Source organism: Streptomyces sp. NPDC046881 (assembly GCF_040645015.1).
Taxonomy (GTDB): Bacteria; Actinomycetota; Actinomycetes; order Streptomycetales; family Streptomycetaceae; genus Streptomyces.
In genome coordinates this window covers 1-24578 of record NZ_JBEYXJ010000067.1, presented here as the reverse complement: position 1 = coordinate 24578, position 24578 = coordinate 1, and the positions used below count along the sequence as shown (strand labels likewise).

The following is a 24578-nucleotide window of genomic DNA, read 5'->3' as shown; positions in this document are numbered from 1 at the left end:
TCCCCGCGCCCCTACGGGGTGCGCCTTCACCGCCGATCTCCAAGGAGGCAGCCGATGCCCGAAGTCCTCGAAGCCCCCCTCGTCGTCGAGTTCCCCTTCACCCGCTCCGTCGGCCCCGTCCAGAGCGCCTTCCTCACCGGCCTGCGCGAACGGGTCGTCCTCGGCGTGCGCACCACCGACGGGCGCACCCTCGTGCCGCCCGTCGAGTACGACCCCGTCACCGCCGAGGAGATCCACGACCTCGTCGAGGTCGCCCCCACCGGCACGGTCACCACCTGGGCCTGGAACCACGCACCCCGTCGCGGCCAGCCCCTCGGCACGCCCTTCGCCTGGGTCCTGGTCCGGCTGGACGGCGCCGACACCGCCCTGCTGCACGCCCTCGACGCCCCCGGCCCCGACGCCGTCCGCACCGGCATGCGGGTGCGCGTCCGCTGGGCCGCGGAACGCACCGGCGCCATCACCGACATCGCCTGCTTCGAACCGTACGACGGCGAGGCGGACCGGCCCACGGGCCGCAGCCGCGAGTTCGCGGACGCGGTCAGCGGCATCGTCGCCCCCGCCCGGCTCGACTACACCTACTCCCCGGGACGCGCCCAGTCCGCCTACATCCATGCCCTCTCCGAGCGGCGCACCGTCGGCGAACGGTGTCCCTCCTGCCGCAAGGTGTACGTCCCGCCGAGGGGTGCGTGCCCCACATGTGGCGTCGCCACAGCCGAACAGGTCGAAGTGGGTCCCCGCGGCACGGTCACCACCTTCTGCATCGTCAACATCAAGGCGAAGAACCTCGACATCGAGGTGCCCTACGTCTACGCCCACATCGCCCTGGACGGCGCCGACCTCGCCCTGCACGCCCGCATCGGCGGCATCCCCTACGACCGGGTGCGCATGGGCCTGCGCGTCGAGCCGGTGTGGACCGAGGGCGCCCGCTACCCCGACCACTACCGGCCCACCGGCGAACCCGACGCGGACTACGAGACGTACAAGGAGCTGCTGTGACCAGCGCGGAAGCCCCCGGCCCCCGGGACATCGCCGTCGTCGCCTTCGCGCAGACCGACCACCGGCGCTCCACCGCCGAGTCCTCCGAGGTCGAGATGCTCATGCCCGTCCTGCACGACGTCCTGGCGCAGACCGGCCTGCGGACCGCCGACATCGGCTTCACCTGCTCCGGCTCCAGCGACTACCTCGCCGGCCGCGCCTTCTCCTTCACCCTCGCCCTCGACGGCGTCGGCGCCTGGCCGCCGATCTCCGAGTCGCACGTCGAGATGGACGGCGCCTGGGCCCTGTACGAGGCCTGGACCAAGCTGCTCACCGGAGACGCCGACACCGCGCTCGTCTACTCCTACGGCAAGTGCTCACCCGGCTCCGTCCGGGACGTGCTCACCCGCCAGCTCGACCCGTACTACGTCGCCCCCCTGTGGCCCGACGCCATAGCCCTCGCCGCCCTCCAGGCGCAGGCCCTCATGGACGCCGGACACACCGACGAACGCGCGCTCGCCGCCGTCGGCGCCCGTAGCAGGGCCGACGCCACCGCCAACCCGCACGCCCAGCTCACGGGCCGGATCCCGCAGGGCGACCACGTCGTACGGCCCCTGCGCACCGGCGACTGCCCGCCCGTCGGCGACGGCGCCGCCGCCGTGATCCTCGCCGCGGGGGAGCGGGCCCGTCGGCTGTGCGCGCGGCCCGCCTGGATCCGGGGCATCGACCACCGCATCGAGGCCCACGCCCTGGGCGTGCGCGACCTCACCGACTCGCCCTCCACCCGGCTCGCCGCCGAACGCGCGGGCGCCTTCGAACGGCCCGTCGACACCGCCGAACTGCACGCGCCGTTCAGCTCCCAGGAGGTGGTCCTGCGCCGGGCCCTCCGGCTGGACGACGGCGTGCGCGTGAACCCGTCGGGCGGCGCCCTCGCCGCCAATCCCGTCATGGCCGCCGGACTCGTCCGCATCGGCGAGGCCGCCGCCCGCATCCACCGCGGCGCCTCCGACCGCGCCCTCGCCCACGCCACCTCCGGTCCCTGCCTCCAGCAGAACCTGGTCGCCGTACTCGAAGGGGATCCACGATGAGCAAGGAACCCGTCGCCGTCGTCGGTATCGGCCAGACCAAGCACGTGGCCGCCCGCCGGGACGTGTCGATCGCCGGACTCGTCCGGGAGGCCGCCCGGCGCGCGCTGGAGGACGCCGGGTCGACGTGGGCCGACATCGACGCCGTCGTCATCGGGAAGGCACCCGACTTCTTCGAGGGCGTGATGATGCCCGAGCTGTACCTCGCCGACGCGCTCGGCGCCGTCGGCAAACCCATGCTGCGGGTGCACACCGCGGGCTCCGTCGGCGGGTCCACCGCGCTGGTCGCCGCCAACCTGGTCGCCGCCCGCGTCCACGGCACCGTGCTCACCCTCGCCTTCGAAAAACAGTCCGAGTCCAACGCCATGTGGGGCCTGTCCCTGCCCATCCCCTTCCAGCAGCCCCTGCTCGCCGGGGCCGGCGGCTTCTTCGCCCCGCATGTCCGCGCCTACATGCGGCGCAGCGGCGCCCCCGACTCCATCGGCGCCCTCGTCGCCTACAAGGACCGGCGCAACGCCCTGAAGAACCCGTACGCCCACCTCCACGAACACGACATCACGGTCGAGAAGGTGGTGGCGTCACCCATGTTGTGGGACCCCATCCGCTACTCCGAGACCTGCCCGTCCTCCGACGGCGCCTGCGCCATGGTCCTCACCGACCGCGCCGGAGCCGCCCGCGCGCCCCGGCCGCCCGCCTGGCTGCTCGGCGGCGCCATGCGCAGCGAACCCACCCTGTTCGCCGGCAAGGACTTCGTCTCCCCGCAGGCCGGCAGGGACTGCGCCGCCGACGTCTACCGGCAGGCCGGCGTCACCGACCCGCGCCGGGACATCGACGCGGCCGAGATCTACGTGCCGTTCTCCTGGTACGAGCCCATGTGGCTGGAGAACCTGGGCTTCGCCGCGGAGGGCGAGGGCTGGAAGCTCACCGAGTCCGGGGCGACCGCGCTCGACGGCGACCTGCCCGTCAACATGTCGGGCGGGGTGCTGTCCACCAACCCCATCGGCGCCTCCGGCATGATCCGCTTCGCCGAGGCCGCCCTCCAGGTGCGCGGCCAGGCCGGGGAACACCAGGTGGACGGCGCCCGCCGGGTGCTCGGGCACGCGTACGGCGGCGGCTCGCAGTTCTTCTCCATGTGGCTCGTCGGCTCCGAGCCGCCCGACTCCTGACCGGCCGGCCGCAGCGGCCCGGCCGGCCGGGCGGAAAGGTCGTCCCCACGTGCCCTGTCCGCCGTAGCGACCGGTCGCTAGGCTGACCCGCGGACGACGAACCGGGAGGAGCACGGACGTGGCCGAGACCACCACCCAGCAGCACCCGCTCGCGGGCTGGGACAAGCCGGAGCTGGATCTGACCAAGGCGGAGTGGCAGTCCAGCAGCCGAGGTCTGGGCGATGTCCAGATCGCCTTCGTCGAGGGCTTCATCGCGATGCGCAACAGCGGCCGGCCGGAGAGTCCCTCCCTGATCTTCACCCCCGCCGAGTGGGGTGCCTTCGTCTCCGGCGCACGGGAAGGCGAGTTCGACCTCACCTGACGCCGCGCCGGCCGCAGCGGATCTCACCTGAACCGGGGGTGTTGCGAGCGGATTCGCGGACACGCGACCAGCAGCGCCCTGCCGGGGCCCCGCCTGAGCCAGGCTGGCCCCCACAAGGGGAAGGTCGTGTTCCGGAGGTGAGAAGGATGAGCGCTGCGCCGGTCATCGCCGCGGTCGACGGGTCCGCGGACAGCCTGCGCGCCCTGGACTGGGCCGTGGACGCCGCCCGCCGCCGCACGGCACCGCTGCGGGTGGTGCACGTACGGCAGTACGCCGCCTGGGGCCAGGCCGACGTCCTGGTCGCCGGGCCGCCCGAGGCCGAGGGCGACCCCGTGCTGGACGAGGTGCGCACCCGGCTCGCGGACCGCGCCGGGCCACCGGCCCTGGAGTACGTCGCCCTGGAGGGCGTTCCCGGCGCCGTCCTGCCCGAACTGGGCGGCGACGCCCAGCTGTTGGTGCTCGGCTCCCGGGGACGCGGCGGCTTCGCCAGCCTGCTGCTCGGCTCCAACGGCCTCGCCGCCGCCCGGGACGCCGAGTGCCCGGTGGTGGTCGTACCCCGGCCCGGCCGCGAGGTGCACGGGGAGGGGCCCGCCGAGCCCGGGCCCCGGGTGGTCGTCGGCCTGCACGCCGACAGCCCCGACGAGGCCGTCCTCTCCTTCGCCTTCACCGAGGCCGCCCTGCGCGACGCCAGGCTGCAGGTGATCGCCGCCTACCCGTGGCCGGTGCAGACCTGGTCCGCGCCCGGACAGCTGGTGCCGCCCGCGGTGGACCAGGACGCCGTGGCGAACGAGACCCGCGTCCTCGCCGAGGGCTTCCTCGCCCCGCACCGGGAGCGCCACCCCGGGGTCCGCGCCGACGCCGAGGCACTGCCCGGCGACGCGGCCGGCCTCCTCGTCGCCGCCTCCAGGGACGCCGACCTGGTCGTGGTCGGCCGGCACCGGCGGCGGCTGCTCGCCCCGGCCCGCATGATGGGCTCGGTCACCCAGGCCGTGCTGCTGCACGCGGCGAGCCCCGTCGCGGTGGTACCGCCCGCCCCGCCGGAGGAATGAGACCCGGCATCCGGGGCCCTAGCAGACCGCGCAGCGCCGGGCAATCCGCCCGGCCCCGACGGACGTTCCGAAGGCTGTGGGGCACCGCGCCATGGTGCCCGGACACACCCGAACCTATGGTTCCGCCACCCCCGGTCCTCCGGGCGCCACCCGCGCCGGAGCGGCCGGGACCGTGTGTACACCCAAGGAGCCGCCATGCCACCGCCCCCGTTCCGCAGGGCACCCGGAGCACGGCCACGTGCCCGCCTGCTGCCCCGCCTGACAGCCCGCGTCCTGGCCGTACTCGCCGTCGTCCTCGGCACCGCACTCGCCGGCCCCGCACCCGAGGCCCGCGCCGCCGTCACGCTCACCAGGGTGACCGACTTCGGGTCCAACCCGGGCGCCCTCACCATGTACGTGTACCGGCCCGCCACCCTCCCGGCCCACCCGCCGGTGGTCGTGGCCCTGCACGGCTGCACGCAGAGCGCCCAGGTCTACGCCGACAACTCCGGACTGCCCCGACTCGCCGACCAGGACGGCTTCCTGCTCGTGCTCGCCGAGACCGGCACCGCCAACAACCCGAACAAGTGCTTCAACTGGTTCCAGACCGCCGACAACCGGCGCGGCCAGGGCGAGGCCCTGTCCGTCCGGCAGATGGTGAGCCACGCCGTCACCGCCTACGGCGCCGACCCCCGGCGCGCCTACGTCACCGGCCTGTCCGCCGGCGGCGCCATGACCGCGGTCATGCTCGCCGCCTACCCCGACGTGTTCTCGGCGGGCGCGGTCGTCGCCGGCCTGCCCTACGACTGCACCCGGGACAACAGCCCCTACACCTGCATGAACCCCGGCGTCGACCGCAGCCCGGCGGACTGGGCCGGGCGGGTGCGCGACGCCTACCCGTCGTACACCGGGCCGTGGCCGCGCACGGCCGTCTGGTACGGCGACCAGGACACCACCGTCGTACCGCGCAACGCCGGCGAACTGCGCGACCAGTGGACGGCACTGCACGGCCTGTCCCAGACACCCACCCGGACCACCACCATCGGGCCGGACGCCACCCGGCAGGACCAGTACCTGGCCGCCGACGGCACGGTCGCCGTCGAGGTCGACCGGGTCCCCGGCATCGGGCACGGCACCCCGGTCGACCCCGGCACCGGCGGCGAACAGTGCGGCGGCACCGGCGCCCCGTACTTCCTGGACTCCATCTGCTCCAGCCGCTGGATCGCCCGGTTCTTCGGCCTGGACACCAGCACCCCGGGCGAGCCCGACCCGGGTGGCGGCGGCAGCGCGGCCTGCTGGACGGCGAGCAACTACGCCCACGTACAGGCGGGCCGCGCCACCACCAGCGGCGGCTCCACATACGCCAACGGTTCGCACCAGAACATAGGCCTGTACAACACGTTCGTCACCCACACCCTGAAGGAATCACCCACGGGCTACTTCACCGTCACCGACACCGGCTGCCCCTGACCGGGCAGCGGGGACACCCGACCGGGCCGCCATGGTGGCCGACGACCCCTAACGGATCGTCATCATGGCGGCCCCACACATGTCGGGAACCACTACACCGCCCCTAGCCTCCAGCGCGTCCCCAACCCCGCCGGAGGAACCGCATGCTCCCGCACCGCACACCGCACCGCGCCCGGCGCACCGCGCTGGGCGCGCTCTCGCTCACCGCCGTCTGCACGCTCCTGGTCACCCCGGCCACCGCGGCACCCGCCGGCCCGGGGACACCGGACGCCCACTGCGCCGGCCGTGCCCGGCTGCACGTGCCCGGCGCCGCCCGCCAGCAGGCCGACTGCCTGGGCGAGCTGACCACCGCCGGGACCGCGGCCTCCGGCCACACCGACCCCGCCGACTACGCGGGGCTCACCCCCAAGGACCTGCCCACACCCACCGGCGTCCCCGGCATCCAGATCGACGGCTACTTCCCGGACACCTCCGCCACCAACACCAACCACGGCTGGCACCACGACTCCCAGTTCGTCATCCGGCTGCCCGACCACTGGAACGGCGGCCTGGTGGTCGCCGGCACCCCGGGCAACCGCGAGCAGTACGCGAACGACCGGGCGATCGCCGACTGGGTGCTCGCCCGCGGCTACGCCTACGCCGCCACCGACAAGGGCAACACCGGCACGGCCTTCCACCGCGACGGCCGCCGGCCCGGCGACGCCATCGCCGAATGGAACACCCGCCTCACCCAGCTCACCCGCGCCGCCCGCACGGTCGTCACCCAGCGCTACCACCGGCCCCCCGCCCGCACCCTCGCCACCGGCATGTCCAACGGCGGCTACCTGGTGCGCTGGCAATTGGAGAACCATCCGGAGCTGTACGACGGCGGAGTCGACTGGGAGGGCACCCTCTGGCGCTCGGACGGCCCCAACCTGCTCACCTCCCTGCCGGCCGCCCTGCGCCACTACCCCGCCTACGCCGCCGGCGGACCCGGAGCCGCCGAGGCCGCGGCGGCCCTGCACCGGGCCGGCTTCCCGGCCGGCTCCGAGTTCCTGTGGCCGTACCACCACCAGGTCTACTGGGACCTCACCCAGCGGATCTACCGCGAGGAAGTCGACCCCGGCTACGACGGCGCCACCGAGGCCGGCACCCCGTACTGCGCCTCCGGCACCCCCGCCTGCGACGCCGACTACGACTACGCGGCCCGGCCCGCCGCCGTCCACCGGGCGGTCGGCCGCATCGCCCTGACCGGACGCATCGGCAAACCCCTGATCACCCTCCAGGGCACCCTCGACGTGCTGCTGCCGATCAGCCAGGACGCCGACGTCTACGCCCGCATGGTCCACGAGGCCGGCCGCGGTTCCCTGCTGCGCTACTACCGCATCGAGGACGGCACCCACACCGACTCCCTGGCCGACGCCTTCCCCGGCCGGCTCCGCCCGATGGTGCCCTGCCACCGCTCGGCCTTCGAGGCCCTGGAACACTGGATCACGGGGGACGGCGTCCCGCCGGCCGACCACACGGTCCCGCGCCCGCCCGACGCGGCCCGGGCCGCCCTGCTGACCGGCTGCCCCCTGACCGCCGAGCCGGGAACGAGGGGGAGCGAGCGGCCACAACGCACCCGCGGGTGACCGACGACCCCGTCACGGCACTTCCGCCGGAGCCCACGTACCATGGCCGCATGTCGTTCCTCCGCCGCCGCAGCGCGACCCCTGCCGGACCCGACTTCGACGTGCTGGCCATGGACCCGGGCGACTGGCCGGGCAATCTCGGCGCGGGCCTGCTGCCCGCCCCCGACGGCACCTGCCAGGGCGTTTTCCTGCGCTACGACCTGTTCGGCGGACGCGGCCCCGCCATGATCATCGGCAACCTCCCGGAGGGTTCCCCCGCCCGCGAGGTCGACGACGGAGAGATCCCCTTCGAGGTGGGCCAGCTGCTGCTGGCGCTGGAGAACGACGAGGAGGTCACCGTCGTCGGCGTCGAGGACACCCCGGTGCTCCAGGGCGACAACCTGCTCATCGTGCGCCGGCTGAAGCTCTCCGAGAGCCGGATCTCCTGTGTCCAGTTCGACCGCAGCGACGGCGTCCTGGTGACCATCGCCGCCTGGGACCGCCCGATCACCGACGACCTGTACGCCCTGCTGAAGCCGCTCCCGGCGGAGCTTTTCCAGCAGGGCTGAGGCATCCGAGGCACCTCGGACCGGGCTAGCGGGCGGCTGCCTCGAGCGTCACGTCCGCGGCCCGGACGAACCCGACCCGGTGGCCGTACTGGATCTCGTAGTACAGGTCCTCGCCCACCACGACCCGGTGCGAGTCGGGGGTGAAGGTCACCGCGTAGTAGTACTCGCCCGGCACCTCGTCACCCACCACGTACGTCTGTCCGGCGGGGATCGTGTAGGGGAGCGGCACCACGGACTGCGCGGGGACGTCCGCCGGGTAGGCCTCCTTCTCCGGATAGGCCCGGCCGTACACCGGGACGCTCGCCAGGCCGTCCCGCGGCCTCACCACGAGCCCCTTCACCGGTACGGCCGTCGGGTCCTTCACCGGGTTGCGGAACCAGGCCTTCTGGCCCAGGTACCAGATGGCCGTCCAGTCGCCCCAGCGGTCGGCCACCGCGTAACTCTGGCCGGTGGAGACCCGCGAGGACAGATCGTTCACCCCGTCCGTCGGATCCGTCCTCAGGCCGATGTCCTTGACCAGCGGGGCGGTCACGTCGTGGTCCGTGTACAGCCGCACCTCGCTGGAGCCGTGCGCCGTGCACGGCTCGCCCCTGGTGGTGCAGCCGGTGTACACGGGCTGGTTCGAGGCGTAGTCCGGCAGGATCGTCAGCACACCCGAGTGCGGGCCGGCCGTGCGCCGCAACGGCTGTCCCAGCAGCCGGAAGTAGTGCCGCCAGTCCCAGTACGGCCCCGGGTCCGTGTGCATCCCCGGAACGCTGGACGCGGTCGGCCCGGGCACGTTGTCGTGGCCCAGGATGTGCTGCCGGTCCAGCGGGATGCCGTACGTCCTGGCCAGGTACCGCACCAGCCGCGCCGAGGACCGGTACATCGCCTCCGTGTACCAGGCGTCCGGCGAGGCGAGGAAGCCCTCGTGCTCGATGCCGATCGACTTCGCGTTGACGTACCAGTTGCCCGCGTGCCAGGCCACGTCCTTCGCCTTGACGTGCTGGGCGATCAGACCGTCGGTGGAGCGAATCGTGTAGTTCCACGACACATAAGTGGGGTCCTGGATCAGCTTCATGACCCCGTCCCAGGCGCCCTCCGTGTCATGGATGACGATGTACCTGATGCCCTGCGACGCCGGACGGTCGCCGAGGTCGTGATTGCCGTAGTCGTTGTCGCCGAACTCCGCGTAGGGCGCCGGGACCGACTCGCAGGACACCGACCGCGGGCACTCGGTGCCGTCCGCCGGCAGCGTGCGCAGACCGGCCCGCCGCAGCTGGGCGGTGTCGGCGGTGAGCCGCGGCTGGGCGGCCAGGGTCACCAGCTGGCCGTCGTCCGTGGTGCGCTCCTCGCCCGTGCGCAGCACGTCGTACACATCGTCGGCGTACCTGGCGGCCGTCGCCGTGTCGTCGGCGCCGGAGAACAGAGCCACCGCTGCGTACCACTGCGCCGGGTCGGCGCTGAGCGGCTCGCCCAGCTCCTTCTGCGCGGCGGCGAGCAGCGCCGCACCGCCGGCCACGTTCGCCGCCGGGTCGGTGCGCAGTTCCTCGGCCGGGAGGCCGGTCAGCTCTGCGGCCTTCGGCAGCGTCCGCAGGCGGGCCGGGACCGCCGACTCGGCCGGTACCTCGACGGAGGGGTGCAGTGCCGCCCGGGCGGTGTCACCGCGGGCGTCCTCGCTGCCCTCCGCGAAGTGCTCCGCGGCGGCGATCGCGGTCCGGGCGTCCGTGAGGTGCATCGGGCCGTAGCCGCCGGTCACGCTCGGCGCGCCGGCGTGCCGGTCCCAGCGGGACTGGAGGTAGGAGACGGCCAGCAGAACGCTCTGCGGCACGTGGTAGTCGGCCGCCGCGCCGGCGAACGCCTGCTGGAGCCGGTGCGTGGCGGAGTCCGCGGCGGTGGGGGCCGGGGCCGCGCCGAGCAGGGGCAGCAGCAGGGCCGCGGAGGCGAGCGGGACGGCGGTCCGCCGCAGACGTCTGTGGCCGGGTGTGGACGTGGGGTCGGTGGCGGATCCTCGCAATGCGGCCTCCTGTGACGGGCGGAGCGTGGCGGGGCGTGCGGCGCCAGAGCTGGGTCAGTGGTACCGGCTGGCCGACGATCCGTCAATGATGCCGTCAGACGGGCGACTTCCCACGTCACGGAGGGTTTTCGGCGAGTTTCGCGGCGGTGGTGCGCGGGCCTGCGGGGCGTCACTGGCATACACCAGTGGCCGTCGACGCCCCGGCCCCGGACGTACGAAGGTCCGCGGTGCGCCGCCGCTCAGGGCGCACCGCGGACCCGTCGTCCCCGTCAGCGAGTGCCGACCGCCGCACGCACGGCCCGGCGGGCCATCTGGCAGTCGTCGTGCAGCCGCCTGAGCAGCAGCCGCTGTTCCTCGCCGGACGGCGCAGCACCCGGGTGGGCCGTACCCGGTGCCGCCGGGGCCACCTCGTGCATCGAACGCTGCACGGCCGTCTCGTACGTACGGATCTCCCGGGTCAGCAGGAGCATCAGGTTCACCAGGAAGGCGTCCCGGGAGGCCGGGCCCGCCGACTGGGCGATCTGGCTGATCTGCCGCCGGGCGACCTGAGCGGCGTCCCCGAGGACCAGCCACAGCGTCGCCAGGTCGTACCCCGGCAGATACCAGCCCGCGTGCTCCCAGTCCACCAGCACTGGACCGGCCGGGGACAGCAGGATGTTCGAGAGCAGGGCATCGCCGTGGCAGAACTGGAGCATGCCGTGCCGGCCCACCTCGTGCGCGATGCCGTGCAGCAGCTTCTGCAGGTCGCCGAGGTCCCGGTCGGTGAGCAGGCCCAGCTCGTGGTACCGGGACATGCGGGCCGCGTAGTCCAGCGGCATGTCGAACGTCCCCGCCGGGGGCCGCCAGGCGTTCACCCGGCAGATCGCGCCGAGCGCGGCCCGGATGTCCGCGCGGGGCGGCGCCTCCGTGGGGTGCCGCTGGAACGCAGCCGCCCGGCCCGGCATCCGCTCGATCACCAGCGTGCAGTTGTCCGGGTCCGCCGCGATCAGCCTCGGCACCCGGACCGGCGGCCGGTGCCGGACGAACGAGCGGTATGCGGCTATTTCCTGGCGGCTCCGCTCCACCCAGGCGGGGGAGTGGTCCAGGAGACACTTCGCGACGGCCGTGTTGCGTCCCGTCGTCCCCACGAGGAGGACGGAGCGTCCGCTGCGCCGCAGGACCTGCACCGGGGCGAACTCCGGGCAGATCCGGTGCACCGCGGCGAGCGCGGTGCGCAGCTGCGCACCCTGGGGGCCGGACAGGTCGAGTCTCCCGCTGAGCGGTTGGGTCCCGGGCTGCCCCGGGATCCGCCGGGGCCGGCCCGCGCCCAGCACGGGACTCCCCGGACGCGCCGCCGGATCGAGGTACGGCCCGCCGCCCGCCGGGCGGGGTCGCAGCGGCCGGGGCGGGGCGGACACGGAGGACGATGCTGCGTACATGGGAGATACAGATCCCTTCGTGTGCCTGCGGTGCCTGCCTGTGCGTTGCACGCCCCACCCGGCCCGGCCGCCCGGACACACCCTGGGGAATGTGCCCGGCATATGCCGTCGTGTTGCCGTCACGCGTCCTCGCGAGGAGGGCGGCGACCGGGTCGGGGTGGCGCTTTCCTACCTGACACCCGATGACCAGTGGCACACCATCTGGCGGACCCTGGCGAACCGTGGCGAATAGTCGCCCGGCAACCTCCACCGGGCTACTGTCAACTCAGCCGAGAACCTGGGGGCTTAAGTGAGCGGACAACCCAACTCCCGACTGGCGGACCTGTTCGGCCTGGCCGGCTGGTCGAAGGGCGAACTCGCGAGACTGGTCAACCGACAGGCGGCGGCCATGGGCCACCCCCAGCTGTCGACCGACACCTCCCGGGTGCGGCGGTGGATCGACATGGGAGAGATCCCACGCGATCCGGTACCGCGGGTGCTGGCGGCTCTGTTCACCGAGCGTCTCGGCCGTGTCGTGACCATCGAGGACCTCGGTCTGGTACGGCACGGGCGCACGGGGAAACGGCAGGTCGACGGGATCGAGGAACATCCCGAAGGTGTGCCGTGGGCGCCCGAGCGGACCGCCGCGGTCCTCACCGAATTCACGGGAATGGACCTCATGCTCAACCGACGCGGCTTGGTGGGCGCGGGTGCCGCGCTCGCCGCGGGATCCACACTCAGCAGCGCCATGTACGACTGGCTGCACACCGACCCCACCCTGAAGGCCGACGCCCCTGTCCTCGACGACCCCCTGCACGCCGACCCCGCCGGGTTCGACCGCTACGAGGCCGCCCCCATCGGGTCGCAGGAGATCGAGGAACTGGAGCGCTCGGTCGAGGTGTTCCGCGCCTGGGACGCGGCCCGTGGCGGCGGGCTGCAGCGCAAGGCGGTCGTGGGACAGCTCAACGAGGTGGGCGGCATGCTCGCCTACCACCACCCACCCCATCTCCAGCGGCGCTTGTGGGGCGTCGCCGCCAACCTGGCCGTCCTCGCGGGCTGGATGTCGCACGACGTCGGCCTGGAGCCCACGGCGCAGAAGTACTTCGTCATCGCCGCCCACGCCGCCAGAGAGGGCGGGGACCGGCCCCGCGCCGGTGAGGCGCTGTCCCGGGCGGCCCGGCAGATGGTGCACCTCGGCCGGCCCGACGACGCCCTGGACCTGATGAAGCTCGCCCAGTCCGGCGCCGGCGACCGCCTGCAGCCGCGCACGAAGGCGATGTTCCACACCATCGAGGCCTGGGCGCAGGCGTCGATGGGCAAGGGCCAGGCCATGCGCCGCACGCTGGGGCAGGCGGAGGACCTCTTCGTCTCCGACCGCCAGGACGTCGAAACGCCGGACTGGATGCAGACCTTCAAGGACGAGGACCTGTACGGCATGCAGGCCCTCGCCTACCGCACGCTCGCGGAGTTCGACCCCGGTGCCGCCGCGCACGCGCAGCACTACGCGGAGAAGGCCCTCGCCCTGCGCGTCGACGGACGGGAGCGGTCGAAGATCTTCGACCATCTCTCCATGGCCTCGGCCTGCTTCATCGCCGACGACCCCGAACAGGCCGACCGCTACGCACGGCTGGCCCTGATGTCGATGGGTTCGAACTCCTCCCGGCGCACCTGGGACCGGCTGCGGCAGATGTACCGGCTGACCGCGGAGTACGCCGGCTACCCGAAGATCCACCAGTTGCGGGAGGAGATCAGGCTCGCCCTGCCCAAGCCGAGGGGCAAGGCGGACGGCGGGAGCGCACAGGCATAGGGGGCCTGTGCGCCGCCCGACCCGACGGGTCGGTCAGGTTGTCATGCGGTGACCTTGGCGACGAGCACGCACGCGTCGTCCTCGCGCCCCGCTCCGCCGAACTCCTCCACGACGGTTCGCACGCAGTCCTGCGCGGTGCGCGCCGCGCCGAACCGTGGGGCGAGACCGATCAGCCGGTCCGCAGCCGCCGTCCTGCTGTGGCCCGACATCAGTCCGTCGGTGTGCAGGAGGAGCACGTCGCCGGGTTCCAGGGTGACGACGGACTGTCCGTAGACGGCGCCCGAGGAGGCGCCGAGGAGGACGCCGTCCGGTGCGTTCAGCAGGTGCCCCGTCCCGTTGCGGTACAGCAGCGGGGCGGGGTGTCCCGCCTGCGCCCAGACCAGCGTGCGGGTCTCGGGCCGGTAGCGGCAGCAGACGGCGCTGCCGAGGGCGGGCTGCACGGTGGTGTCGAGTAACTGGTTGAGCATGGTGAGCAGGCGGCCGGGGTCGCTGCCGGCCATCGCCATGCCGCGTACGGCGCCGAGCAGCATGGCCATGCCGGAGGCGACGGACACGCCCTGTCCGGTGAGGTCGCCGACGCTCAGCAGGGTCTGGCCGTCGGCCAGTTCCAGCGCGTCGTACCAGTCGCCGCCGATGAGGGTGGGGGTCGCGGCCGGCAGGCGGTGGGTCGCCAGGTCCAGGGCCACCGGGCCCTGGTGCGGGAGCCGCAGGGAGCCGTGCCATGGCGGTAGCACGGCTTCCTGCAGCTCTGCCGCGATCCGGTGCTCGGTCTGCTCCCGCCGTCGCTCGCGGTGCAGCGAGTCACGGGTCTCGCGCACCGTCAGCTGGGTGCGGCGCAGTTCGCTGACGTCGCGCAGCACGGCCCACATGGAGGCCGTACCGCCGTCGGCGCCGAGCACGGGTTCGCCCATCATGTGCACGGTCCGCACGGAGGAGTCGGGCCGTACGACGCGGAACTCGCCGTCGATCGGCCTGGCGTCGACCAGGCAGTCCGTGACCATCGCGGTCAGCTTCGGCCGGTCCTCGTCGAGGACCAGGCTGGGCAGCTCGTCCAGGGTGAGGGCCGGGCGGGCCGGGTCGAGGCCGAGGATCTGGTACAGCTCCCCGGACCAGGTGGCCTCGTCGGTCAGCAGGTTCCACTCGGCGCTGCCCACGCGGCTGAGCAGCGAACCGCCCGGGGCGACGGCGGGGGCGGGCCGGCCGGCGGGCGGCTCGGCGGGCTCGGCCGGGGCGGGGGAGGGGCCGTCCCGCAGCTGCGCCAAGTGGGCGTCCAGGTCGTCCAGTTGGTGCAGGGCGAGGTCGCACAGGGCGCGCTGCCAGCGTTCCTCGGGGTCCGTACCGTCGCTTTGGGTGTCCCGCCGTACGGCGTCCACGTCACCCTTGAGCCGCCGCGCCTGCGTGATCAGCGCTTCGACCGAGCCGCGCCCTGGCGGCTGGGCGGCTGGGCGGTCCGCGGAGACTGGGGACGGCATGACGCACTCCGATGGGATACGGGACGACGGGGGACGACGGGGGGACCGCTACGACTGTGGCACAGCCCACGACGCGCTGTAAGGGATTTGGCAACACACGATACGGTGGTGCTTCCGGCATATGCCAGAGTCTTCCCGGAGGGTTCCGCGGGTACGAATGACGTACGCGCGGCGGCGGTCAAGTCGTAGTGTTACTACGCGAGTTGACGCAGGCGAGCCGCTGTCGGCCGGTGTTCAAGCGGATGTTCGACGCTCCTGTGTTCCATAGTGCCGCGGAGCGGCCGGTACCCGCCGAACTCTGACCGGAATTGACGGCATGTGACGGGGTCGTGCGGACTCCTTAAGGGCATGGACATCACTGTCGAACAGCTCGCCGAAGCCCGGCTCGTCACAGCCGAGGACCGGGAGGTCCCGGTGCCGGCCACCCTGCGCTACACCGCCGACGACCCCCTCGCCGTGTTCGTCGACTTCCCGGCGGAGGCCGCGCTGCACGGCGAGGAAGTGACCTGGACCTTCGCGCGCACCCTGCTCGACCAGGGGCTGCGGGCCCCCGCCGGCCACGGTGACGTGCAGATATGGCCGTACGGCCGGACCCGGACGGTCCTGGAGTTCCACTCGCCGCACGGCATGGCGCTGCTGCTGTTCCAGGCCTCGGCGCTGCGGCGTTTCCTGGTGCGCACCTACACGGTGGTGGCGAGTGGGCAGGAGGACGTGGCGGGCGTGGTGGAGCGGGGGCTCAGCACGCTGTTCGGCGGGGTGTGACGGCGCTCCGGGCCCGCGCCGGCCCGCCTGCTCCCCAGGGCGGCCGACCCGGTCTCCCGCCGGTGCCGTCCACCGTCACCGTGCGGCGTACAGGGCGGGCCGCGGGGCCAGGTCCACGGCCACCCGGCCGCCGGTCTCCAGCGCCCGGACCCCCGCCTCGGCGACCACCGACGCCGCGTAGCCGTCCCAGACGTCCGGGCCGGTGACCTCGCCGCGCCGGGTCGCGTCGACCCAGGCCTGCACCTCGCGGTCGTAGGCGTCGGCGAAGCGGACGAGATAGTCCTGCGCCACCTCCTCGCGGGCGCCGCCCCCGGTGGTGACCACCATGCCGTGCCCGTCGCCGATCCGGGCACTGCCCGCCTCGCACACGGCCTCGCAGCGCACCTGGTAGCCGAACCCGCAGTTCACGAAGACCTCCACGTCCACCAGGGCGCCCCGTTCCGTCTCGAACAGCACGAACTGCGGGTCGAGCAGGCCCCCGGGCGCACCGGCGGACGGCGCGGGCCGCAGCACGGTGACCGCCGTCAGCTCCTGGCCGAGCAGCCAGCGGGCCGCGTCGATCTCGTGCGAGACCGAGCTGTTGATCAGCATGGCGCTGGTGAAGCCGGCGGGGGAGGAGACGTTGCGGTGCGTGCAGTGCAGCATCAGGGGCCGGCCCAGGGCGCCCCCGTCCAGCAGGGCCTTCAGGCGCCGGTACTCGGCGTCGTAGCGGCGCATGAAGCCGATCTGTGCCAGCCGGCGGCCGATTGCCGCCTCGGCCTCCATGACCCGCAGGGCACCGGTGGAGTCCGGCACCATGGGCTTCTCGCACAGCACCGGCAGCCGGCGGGCGAAGGCGGCGAGCAGCGCCTCCTCGTGCGCGGGGCCGGGGGAGGCGATGAGGACCGCCGCCACGCCGGGCGCGTCCAGTGCGGCCACCGGGTCGGTGTGCACGGTGACCCCGTCCAGGCCGGCCACGGCCGCCTCGGCCCGTGCGCGGTCGGGGTCGGCCACCGCGGCGACCCTGGCTCCGCTGACCACCTGGTCGAGCCGACGTATGTGATCGGCCCCCATGTGTCCGGCACCCAGTACCGCCACACCCAGCAGGTCACCCATGCGCGCGCTCCCTTACGCCGACGATCACGCCGTAGCGTACGCCGACGCGGGAGCGCTGCTCTTCCGGTGTTTTCCCGGGCCGGTACCGCAGTCTGTGCCGCCGTGTCAGTACCGCAGCACCCCGGCGATGCCGTCGGCGTCGACGAGCGTGCCGTCGGGCACGAAGCGGACCTCGGCACCGGTCTCCAGGCACTGCTCGACGATCTCGTCCACGATGTCGTCGCGGGCGTCCAGGTCGCCGGGCTCGGCCGGTACCAGGTGCTCGCCGAGCTCCCGGACGGTGGCCCGGCAGTTCTCCTCCACGGCCAGCAGCCGGACCCGGCCCTCGCGGGCGCTCTGCCACAGCTCGTCCAGGCCGGCCGCGTAGGTGCGGTGACCGCGCGCCGAGGTCAGCTCGTCGACCACGGCCGTGGCGTCCTTGCGGGACTCCGCCTCCAGCACCGGCCGCAACGCCTGCCAGACCGCCTCGGGACCGGCGTGCGCGAGGCCGCCGTGCGGGACGTGGACGGCGGACTTGGCGACGCTGCCGACCTCGTCCAGCAGGGACAGCGCCGCCTGCTCGCCGGTGACGTACAGCGGCCGGGGCTGCTCGCGCAGGACCGTGCTCATGGCGGTGTCCGCCTCGCGCAGGAACTGGCGGGTGCCCTCGTCGCTGAAGGTGCTCGGCAGGCCGCCGGTGCGCATCTGGCGCTCGGGGTCGAAGTTCTCCTGCCGGCGCTCCAGCGGGAAGCCGCCCGAGCGGTCCTGCACGACACGGTCCTCGCCGCCGCTCCACAGCGTGGCGCGGTCGGCGGAGACCGACAGCACCCAGAAACGGCGCTCGGAGGCCTGTGCGGCCACCAGGTTGCGGGTCAGGAAGGTGTCGGACAGCACCACCCGCTCGGGGACGGGGCGCGCCAGGGACCACACCTGGTGCTCGCCGGGGGCGGCGAAGATGACCAGGCCGTCCTCGGCGTGCGCCAGGTCCACTTCCGCCAGCGCCCGGTCGAGCTGCGCGACGACCTCGTTGCGCCGCTCACGGGTGACGGCGGGATCGGCCTCCAGACGTCGGCGGGCCTCGGTGACCATGTTGCGCAGCCGGACGGGATCCTGGCCGTTCTCGGGTTCCCGGCGGTGCGTCGGGGTCAGCACGGACACCGCGGGATACGGGCGCGGGCGCCGCAGTTCGGCGAGGGTCGCGGGACTCAGTGCGTGCTCCATGACAGCACGATAGGTCCGATTCACACGTACGGCATTCGGGGTAATCCGGCTGGAAGCCGCTGTGGATCTCCCGGGCGGGACACGGTGACGCGGGGGCCCGGGGCCGGATACCGTACCGGCCGGTAACCAGACCGCAGCACACCCCAGGAGGCCCCCATGCCGCAGCTCGAAGTCGACGGAGCGGCCCTGACGTACGACGACGAAGGGCCCCGCGACGCGGTGGACGTGCCGCTGGTGTTCGTGCACGGCTGGACCGCCAACCGGCACCGCTGGGACCACCAGACGGCCCACTTCTCCGCACGGCGCCGGGTGATCCGGCTCGACCTGCGCGGACACGGGGAGAGCAGCGGTGCCGGGGTGCCCACCATCGCCCACCTGGCGCGGGACGTCGTCGCACTCCTCGACCACCTCGGGGTGGAGCGGTGCGTGCTGGTCGGCCACTCGATGGGCGGCATGATCGCGCAGACCGTCGCCCTCGCGCACCCGGCACGGGTGGAGCGGCTGGTACTGGTCAACTCCATCGGCCGGATGTCCTACAGCCGTGGCCGGGGTCTGCTGATGGCGGCCTCGACCCTCGTGCCGTTCAAACTGTTCGTGGCCGCCAACATCCAGCGGGCCTTCGCGCCCGGCTACCCGCGCGAGGAGATCCGGGCGCACATCCGCGCCTCCGCCGCCACCCCGCGCGAGGTCGTCATGACGCTCTACGGCGCGATGCGGGCCTTCGACGTCCTGGACCGGGCCGGCGAGATCTCCGTACCGACCCTGATGGTGCACGGCTACCACGACGTCCAGCTGCCGGTGCGGCAGATGCTCCGGCTGGCCAAGGCCTACCCCGACGCGATCGTCCGGGTGCTGGACGCGGGTCACGAGCTGCCGCTGGAGAAGCCGGCCGAACTGACCGGGGCGCTCGACTCGTTCCTGACCGCGAAGCCGTAACGCACCGGTGGCTTGAAGAAGTTTTTGCTCGTGGCCGGTTCGTGCCGCCCCCGGCGCGGTAGCGCGCCCGTCCGTGGATTTTGCTGAGGCAAAACGCGGCCGAAACCGAGGGGCGGCCGGCCGTGCCGTGTTGCGGTCGCGTTGACACGCCCGAACGTCTGACGGAGGCTCGCCATATAGGTGCTCAATACAATTGGTTTGCCCGGCCGGTCCTCCCGGGACCGCGAAACCGCAGGTGAGCGCGGGGGCGGCGGGCAGCCGGAGGCGGGAGGCAGCGCATGTGCGGCATCACCGGATGGGTCTCCTTCGACCGTGACCTGACGGCCGAGGCCACCACATTGCATGCGATGACCGAGACGATGGCCTGCCGGGGCCCGGACGACCGCGGCACCTGGGCCGAGGGCCCCGCCGCCCTGGGGCACCGCCGGCTCGCCATCATCGACCTCCCCGGCGGCCGCCAGCCGATGTCCGTGCACACCCCCGAGGGCACGGTCGCCCTCGTCTACTCCGGTGAGACCTACAACTTCACCGAGCTGCGCCGGGAACTCGCGGACCGGGGCCACCGGTTCACCACCGACTCCGACACCGAGGTCGTGCTGCACGGCTACCTGGAATGGGGCGACGCGGTCGCCGAACGGCTCAACGGCATGTACGCGTTCGCCGTGTGGGACGGCCGGCACGGCAAGCTGGTGATGATCCGCGACCGCATGGGCATCAAGCCCTTCTCCTACCACCGGACCCCGGACGGCGTGCTGTTCGGCTCGGAGCCCAAGGCGATTCTCGCCAACCCCCTGGCCCGGCCCCGCGTCACGCTGGACGGCCTGCGCGAACTGTTCGTCATGGTCAAGACGCCCGGACACGCCGTCTGGGACGGCATGCGCGAGGTGGAGCCCGGCACGGTCGTCACCGTCGACCGCTCCGGCCTGTCCACCCGCGTGTACTGGCGCCTGGAGACCCGCCCGCACACCGACGACCGCGACACCACCATCGCCACCGTGCGCTCGCTCCTCGACGACATCGTGCGCCGCCAGCTGGTCGCCGACGTGCCGCGCTGCACCCTGCTCTCCGGCGGCCTCGACTCCTCCGCCATGACCGCGCTCGCCGCCCGCCGGCTCGCCGGACAGGGCGAGAAGGTGCGCAGCTTCGCCGTCGACTTCGTCGGCCAGGCCGACCACTTCGTCGCCGACGAACTGCGCGGCACCCCCGACACCCCGTTCGTGCACGACGTTGCCGAGCTCGCGGGCACCGACCACCAGGACATCGTGCTCGACGCCGAGGCCCTCGCCGACCCCGCCGTGCGCGCCCAGGTGATCCGGGCCCGCGACCTGCCCTCGGGCCTCGGCGACATGGACAGCTCGCTGCTCCTGCTGTTCCGCGCCATCCGGGAGAAGTCCACGGTGGCCCTGTCCGGCGAGTCCGCCGACGAGGTCTTCGGCGGCTACCTCCAGTTCTTCGACGAGGAGGCGCGGCGCGCCCGCACCTTCCCGTGGCTGGCGACCATGGGCCGTCACTTCGGCGAGGACGCCGACGTGGTGCGCGCCGACCTCGCCAAGGCCCTCGACCTGGAGAGCTACGTGGCCGACGGCTACCGCACCGCCGTCGCCGGCATCGACCGGCTCGACGGCGAGAGCGACTTCGAGTACCGGATGCGGCAGATCAGCCACCTGCATCTGACCCGCTTCGTGCGCATGCTGCTCGACCGCAAGGACCGGATGAGCATGGCCGTCGGCCTGGAGGTGCGGGTGCCGTTCTGCGACCACCGGCTGGTCGAGTACGTCTACAACACCCCCTGGGCGCTGAAGTCCTTCGACGGCCGGGAGAAGAGCCTGCTCCGGGAGGCGACGGCGGACGTCCTGCCGCGCTCGGTGTACGACCGTGTGAAGAGCCCGTACCCGTCCACGCAGGACCCCCGGTACGCCCGCGCCCTCCAGGAGCAGGCCAAGGAGCTGCTCGCCCGGCCCGCCCACCCCGTCTTCGACCTGGTCGACCGGGACCGGGTCCGGGCCGCCGCCGAGCGCGAGGCGCCGGTCAGCACCCAGGCGGCCCGGCGCGGTCTGGAACGCACCCTGGACCTGGCGGGATGGCTGGACCTCTACGCGCCGGAACTGGTCCTCAGCTGAGCCCGATCCGCGCCGGAACCGGTCCTCAGCCGAGCCCGATGGCGCGGTCCGCGGCCGCCGCCGACTTCTGCCACCACGTCGTCACCGGCTCCCAGACCAGGACCCGCCGGCCGGTGCCGAGCCGCCCGGCGGTGAAGGAGCGGCCCCAGTGCGCGGCCGACGCCGCCACGGTGACCGCGTCCACCCGGCGGGCCTCAGGGTCCGCCGGGTCCGCGATGGTCCGCACGTCGGCGTGGGCCGTGCCGCGCCCCGCGAGCCGGTAGGTGCCGGCGCCGCCCTCCGGCACGGGCAGCGCCGCCCCGTCCAGGTCACCGAAGGTCACCGTGGGCACGCGGTCGACGACGCACGGGCGCGTGCCCCGGTTGGTGACGCTGACCCGCAGCACGGTCGGGTGGCCGGGCACGGCCTTCGCCCGCAGCGTCAGCGACTTCTCGGCGCAGCGGACGGTCCGGTCGGGGCCGGCGGCGGCCTGGCTCTGCGGCGCGGTGAGCAGCAGGGCCGCCACGGCGGCCGAGGCGGCGGGTGCGGCGATGGTGGCGCGGACGCGCATGACGGTGTCCCCCTGTCGCGGTCGGGTACGGGCTACGGCGGCCTGGGCGCGCCTGCTGAGTGGGACGGCCGGGGCGACCGGAAGGTTGCCCCGGTTCGCGGCTGTCACCCGGTTGCGCCACTTCTGTCACCGGCCGGTAGCGCGCGGCCGTCAGCCGGCGCTGCCCTGGGTGACGCCCCTGCCGGCCGCGCCCGCCGGGCAGGAGCTGCCGCTCGCCGGCAGCGAGCCGTACAGCAGGAAGTCGTTGACCTTGCGGTGCACGCACTTGGAGGAGGAGTAGCCGGTGTGGCCCTCGCCCTTGTTGTCCAGCACCACCGCCGACGGTCCGAGCCGGCGGGCCGTTTCCTCGGTCCACCGGTACGGCGTCGCCGGGTCGCCGCGCGTGCCGATCAGCAGCATCCGCGCCGAGTGCACGTCCCGCACGTGGTCGCGGATGAAGTCGGTGCCCCGGGGCCGGCCGTAGCACATCAGCAGCTGGGTCAGCCGGTAGCGGCCGAACACCGGCGAGGCCTGGTCATAGGCGGCCCGCAGCTCCCGCAGGTCCTTGGTGAGCCGTGCCGCGGTGGGCCGGTCGGGGTCGTCCGCGCAGTTGACCGCCATCAGCGCGGCCGGCAGGTTGTCCGCCGGGACGTCCTGCGCGTCGACCAGCGTGCCGTCGCCGCGGTGCCGGCCGGCGGACAGGCCGATGCCGCCCGTGGAGAAGGCCAGCACACGCCGGGTGTCGCCGTCCTCGATCAGGGACGCCAGCGCACGCTCCAGCGAGGGCCACAGCTCCCTGCTGTACAGCGCCTGCCCGATGGCACCCACCAGGTCCTGGCCGGAGAACCTGCCGCCGAAGTCGGTGGGCACCGGGTTCTCGTCGAGCGAACGCACCAGCCGGACCACCTGGTCGCCGGCCGTGCGCCGGTCCTGCCCGAACGGGCAGGCGAGGTCCGTCGTGCACCAGTCCAGGAAGTCGTCCAGCGCCGTCTGCTGCCCCTCGGCGCCCGCCACCCCCTGCTCGGCCAGTGACTCGGTCAGCGTGTCGACCCCGTCGAGGGTGATCCGGCCGACCTTGCCCGGGAACTGCGCCGCGTACACCGCGCCGAGCCGGGTGCCGTAGGAGAACCCGAGGTAGTTGAGCTTGTCGTCGCCGAGCGCCTGGCGGATGACGTCCAGGTCGCGGGAGGCGTTCACGGTGCCGATGTGGGGGAGCACCGGGCCGGAGGACCGGGCGCACTGGTCGGCGGCCTGCCGCAACCGCTTGAGCAGCGCCTGCGGACGGCTCAGGTCGGTGTCCTTCTCCGCCACGCCCGCGGCCACGTCGCTGCCCTCCCCGCAGCTGACGGGGGAGGACCGGCCCACACCGCGCGGGTCGAAGGAGACCACGTCGTAGCCGTTGGTCAGGTCCATGAACTGCTTGCCGTCGGTGGCCAGCTCGGGGATGCCGGCGACGCCCGGGCCGCCGAAGTTCAGCAGCACCGAGCCCCGGGACGTGCCGGTGGCGCGGTAGCGGGCCAGTGCCAGGTCGAGGGTGCCGGCGTGCGGCCGCGCGTAGTCGAGCGGGACGGTGACCTTCGCGCACTGGAGGTCCTTCGGCATGTCCGGGCCCCGGCAGGCGGCCCAGGCCGGCTTCTGCCGGTAGAACCGGGACAGGTCGGGCTGCGGCCGGTCGGCGGCAGCCGCGGGCAGCCCGGCTCCGAGCAGCGCCAGGGCGAGGGCCGAGGCACCCGCGCAGCGCCGCACGGCGGGCCGTGTGGACAGCTTGGCCAGCATGGTCGCCTCCCGGGGCGCACGCCCGCCACGGACCGGGGGCGATGCCCTCGGATCACCATAAGCGGGCCCCGGACGGCCCGCCTCCCGGCGAGCGGGGTGCCGTCCGCCGGCGTAAACTCCGCGTCCGTCATGCCCCCTTGGTGATCATTCTGCGGCTTTGCATCCCGTTCGATAACAGTGCCGCTCGATGGGGTGAAAGGCCGATAAGCCACACCTCGGATGGTTCGCCTGCGTTTTAAGTGGTGCGGGTACGTACCCGTGATGACGTCTGGAAGGCAGGAACCTATGAGACGGGCTACCCGAAACGGTGTGATCGCCGTCGCCGCCGCGTCCGGTGCGATGGCCGTGGCGCTGCCGGTGTCCGCCGCCTTCGCGGCCGGTGGTGCCGACGCCGACGGCGTGGCGGCCGGCTCGCCGGGGCTGGTCTCCGGCAACGGCATCCAGCTGCCGGTGCACGTGCCGGTGAACGTCTGCGGCAACACGGTGAACGTCGTGGGACTGCTCAACCCGGCCGCGGGCAACGCGTGCGCCAACACCGGCGGCGGGAAGAGCGGCGGCGCGGGCAAGGGGACCGCGTCGGCCACCTCCGGCGGGGCCTCCGCGCACGGCGACACCACCGACTCGCCCGGCGTCCTCTCCGGCAACGGCGTCCAGCTCCCGGTCGACCTGCCGGTGAACGTCAGCGGCAACAGCGTCGACGTGGTCGGCATCGGCAACCCCGCCCACGGCAACCAGTCGGTCAACGGCCCCGCCGAGACCGCCCGACCGGTACCGAAGCCGCGGGCCCCGAAGCCCCCGGCCCACCACACCGCCCCGCACACCCCGCGGACGACCACGTCCACGCTGGCCCACACCGGAGCGGACCTGACGGCCCCGGCCATCGCCGGCAGCGCCGCGCTCCTGCTCACGGGCGCGATCCTCTACCGCCGCTTCCGCCCCGCCGGCCCCTGCTGACCCTCCGCACGGCCCCACCGCCCGTCGGCCCGGTGGGGCGGACGGGCCAGGCGCCCTCGGCAGCACCCCGAACCCTTGGGGGAGGGGAGAGGCAGGCTGTCGTCCGGTCCGCGCAGGACGGCACGCGGGAATCCGGCCGCGCCGCGCTCGGCGAGCGGCGTCGGCTGCCCGAACCGGTCGAGCGGGCCGACGCCCCCGGACGTGGGGGGGCGGGCGCGCGGGCGGCGGGGCCGCGCCGCGGCGGGGCCGGGCGGGGCGCGCGGGGGGGCGCGGGAAGGGGCCCCGCCC

General features: G+C 73.7%; 20 protein-coding genes. 13 read left to right on the top strand and 7 right to left on the bottom strand.

Features of this window, described 5'->3' with window-relative positions:
* Window positions 1–54: 54 nt before the first annotated feature.
* The 8 genes from ABZ923_RS27090 to ABZ923_RS27055 all read left to right on the top strand — a co-directional run bounded on the left by ABZ923_RS27090 (window position 55) and on the right by ABZ923_RS27055 (window position 8246).
* Entirely contained in the window at window positions 55–996 is a 942-nt protein-coding gene (locus ABZ923_RS27090) for an OB-fold domain-containing protein (protein ID WP_361476363.1), read from the top strand.
* Window positions 993–2063 (top strand): thiolase domain-containing protein, encoded by a 1071-nt coding sequence (locus ABZ923_RS27085; RefSeq protein WP_361476361.1) that lies wholly within the window; start codon window positions 993–995, stop codon window positions 2061–2063. The genes ABZ923_RS27090 and ABZ923_RS27085 overlap by 4 nt, the downstream gene beginning before the upstream one ends.
* Window positions 2060–3226: a thiolase domain-containing protein gene (locus tag ABZ923_RS27080; RefSeq protein WP_361476359.1), complete on the top strand. Its 1167-nt coding sequence runs from the start codon at window positions 2060–2062 to the stop codon at window positions 3224–3226. The genes ABZ923_RS27085 and ABZ923_RS27080 overlap by 4 nt, the downstream gene beginning before the upstream one ends.
* A 118-nt stretch (window positions 3227–3344) precedes the next feature.
* Window positions 3345–3587, top strand: coding sequence for a DUF397 domain-containing protein (locus ABZ923_RS27075; RefSeq protein ID WP_030339608.1), 243 nt, complete (start codon window positions 3345–3347; stop codon window positions 3585–3587).
* 146 nt (window positions 3588–3733) lie between these two features.
* Entirely contained in the window at window positions 3734–4636 is a 903-nt protein-coding gene (locus ABZ923_RS27070) for a universal stress protein (protein ID WP_361476357.1), read from the top strand.
* Between the two features lie 195 nt (window positions 4637–4831).
* A complete protein-coding gene (locus ABZ923_RS27065; protein WP_361476355.1) occupies window positions 4832–6085 on the top strand; it encodes a PHB depolymerase family esterase in 1254 nt (417 codons plus the stop codon).
* Between the two features lie 143 nt (window positions 6086–6228).
* Entirely contained in the window at window positions 6229–7698 is a 1470-nt protein-coding gene (locus ABZ923_RS27060) for a 3-hydroxybutyrate oligomer hydrolase family protein (RefSeq protein ID WP_361476353.1), read from the top strand.
* Window positions 7699–7748: 50 nt separating this feature from the next.
* Window positions 7749–8246 (top strand): hypothetical protein, encoded by a 498-nt coding sequence (locus ABZ923_RS27055; protein WP_361476351.1) that lies wholly within the window; start codon window positions 7749–7751, stop codon window positions 8244–8246.
* Between the two features lie 25 nt (window positions 8247–8271).
* Here the strand turns inward: ABZ923_RS27055 and ABZ923_RS27050 are convergent, their stop codons facing one another.
* Window positions 8272–10242: a peptidoglycan recognition family protein gene (locus tag ABZ923_RS27050; protein WP_361476349.1), complete on the bottom strand. Its 1971-nt coding sequence runs from the start codon at window positions 10240–10242 to the stop codon at window positions 8272–8274.
* A gap of 269 nt (window positions 10243–10511) precedes the next feature.
* Window positions 10512–11660 carry an aminoglycoside phosphotransferase family protein gene (locus ABZ923_RS27045; RefSeq protein WP_361476347.1) on the bottom strand — a complete coding sequence of 383 codons (1149 nt, stop codon included), beginning with the start codon at window positions 11658–11660 and terminating at the stop codon, window positions 10512–10514.
* Window positions 11661–11949: 289 nt separating this feature from the next.
* Between ABZ923_RS27045 and ABZ923_RS27040 the strand changes: the two genes are divergently transcribed.
* Window positions 11950–13446 (top strand): hypothetical protein, encoded by a 1497-nt coding sequence (locus ABZ923_RS27040; protein WP_361476345.1) that lies wholly within the window; start codon window positions 11950–11952, stop codon window positions 13444–13446.
* Between the two features lie 41 nt (window positions 13447–13487).
* Here the strand turns inward: ABZ923_RS27040 and ABZ923_RS27035 are convergent, their stop codons facing one another.
* Window positions 13488–14918 carry a SpoIIE family protein phosphatase gene (locus ABZ923_RS27035; protein ID WP_361476343.1) on the bottom strand — a complete coding sequence of 477 codons (1431 nt, stop codon included), beginning with the start codon at window positions 14916–14918 and terminating at the stop codon, window positions 13488–13490.
* Window positions 14919–15266: 348 nt separating this feature from the next.
* Between ABZ923_RS27035 and ABZ923_RS27030 the strand changes: the two genes are divergently transcribed.
* Window positions 15267–15680, top strand: a complete 414-nt coding sequence (locus ABZ923_RS27030) for an SsgA family sporulation/cell division regulator (RefSeq protein ID WP_361476341.1) — start codon at window positions 15267–15269, stop codon at window positions 15678–15680.
* A gap of 75 nt (window positions 15681–15755) precedes the next feature.
* Here the strand turns inward: ABZ923_RS27030 and ABZ923_RS27025 are convergent, their stop codons facing one another.
* Both ABZ923_RS27025 and ABZ923_RS27020 read right to left on the bottom strand, forming a co-directional pair.
* The gene (locus tag ABZ923_RS27025) at window positions 15756–16775 is read right to left on the bottom strand and encodes a Gfo/Idh/MocA family oxidoreductase (RefSeq protein ID WP_361476339.1); all 1020 of its coding nucleotides are present in this window, start codon (window positions 16773–16775) and stop codon (window positions 15756–15758) included.
* 105 nt (window positions 16776–16880) lie between these two features.
* Complete coding sequence (locus ABZ923_RS27020; protein WP_361476337.1) at window positions 16881–17975, bottom strand: chemotaxis protein; 1095 nt, start codon at window positions 17973–17975, stop codon at window positions 16881–16883.
* Window positions 17976–18131: 156 nt separating this feature from the next.
* On the opposite strand from ABZ923_RS27020, the gene ABZ923_RS27015 reads away from it, so the two are divergent.
* Both ABZ923_RS27015 and asnB read left to right on the top strand, forming a co-directional pair.
* On the top strand, window positions 18132–18911 hold the full coding sequence (locus tag ABZ923_RS27015; RefSeq protein ID WP_361476335.1) for an alpha/beta fold hydrolase: 780 nt from the start codon (window positions 18132–18134) through the stop codon (window positions 18909–18911).
* Window positions 18912–19189: 278 nt separating this feature from the next.
* Window positions 19190–21031, top strand: coding sequence for an asparagine synthase (glutamine-hydrolyzing) (gene asnB, locus ABZ923_RS27010; RefSeq protein ID WP_361476333.1), 1842 nt, complete (start codon window positions 19190–19192; stop codon window positions 21029–21031).
* 25 nt (window positions 21032–21056) lie between these two features.
* Here the strand turns inward: asnB and ABZ923_RS27005 are convergent, their stop codons facing one another.
* A complete protein-coding gene (locus ABZ923_RS27005) occupies window positions 21057–21581 on the bottom strand; it encodes a DUF4232 domain-containing protein (RefSeq protein WP_361476331.1) in 525 nt (174 codons plus the stop codon).
* Window positions 21582–21731: 150 nt separating this feature from the next.
* On the bottom strand, window positions 21732–23336 hold the full coding sequence (locus tag ABZ923_RS27000) for an alpha/beta hydrolase (protein WP_361476329.1): 1605 nt from the start codon (window positions 23334–23336) through the stop codon (window positions 21732–21734).
* A 309-nt stretch (window positions 23337–23645) separates the two neighbouring features.
* Between ABZ923_RS27000 and ABZ923_RS26995 the strand changes: the two genes are divergently transcribed.
* A complete protein-coding gene (locus ABZ923_RS26995) occupies window positions 23646–24290 on the top strand; it encodes a chaplin (protein ID WP_361476327.1) in 645 nt (214 codons plus the stop codon).
* Window positions 24291–24578 lie beyond the last annotated feature (288 nt).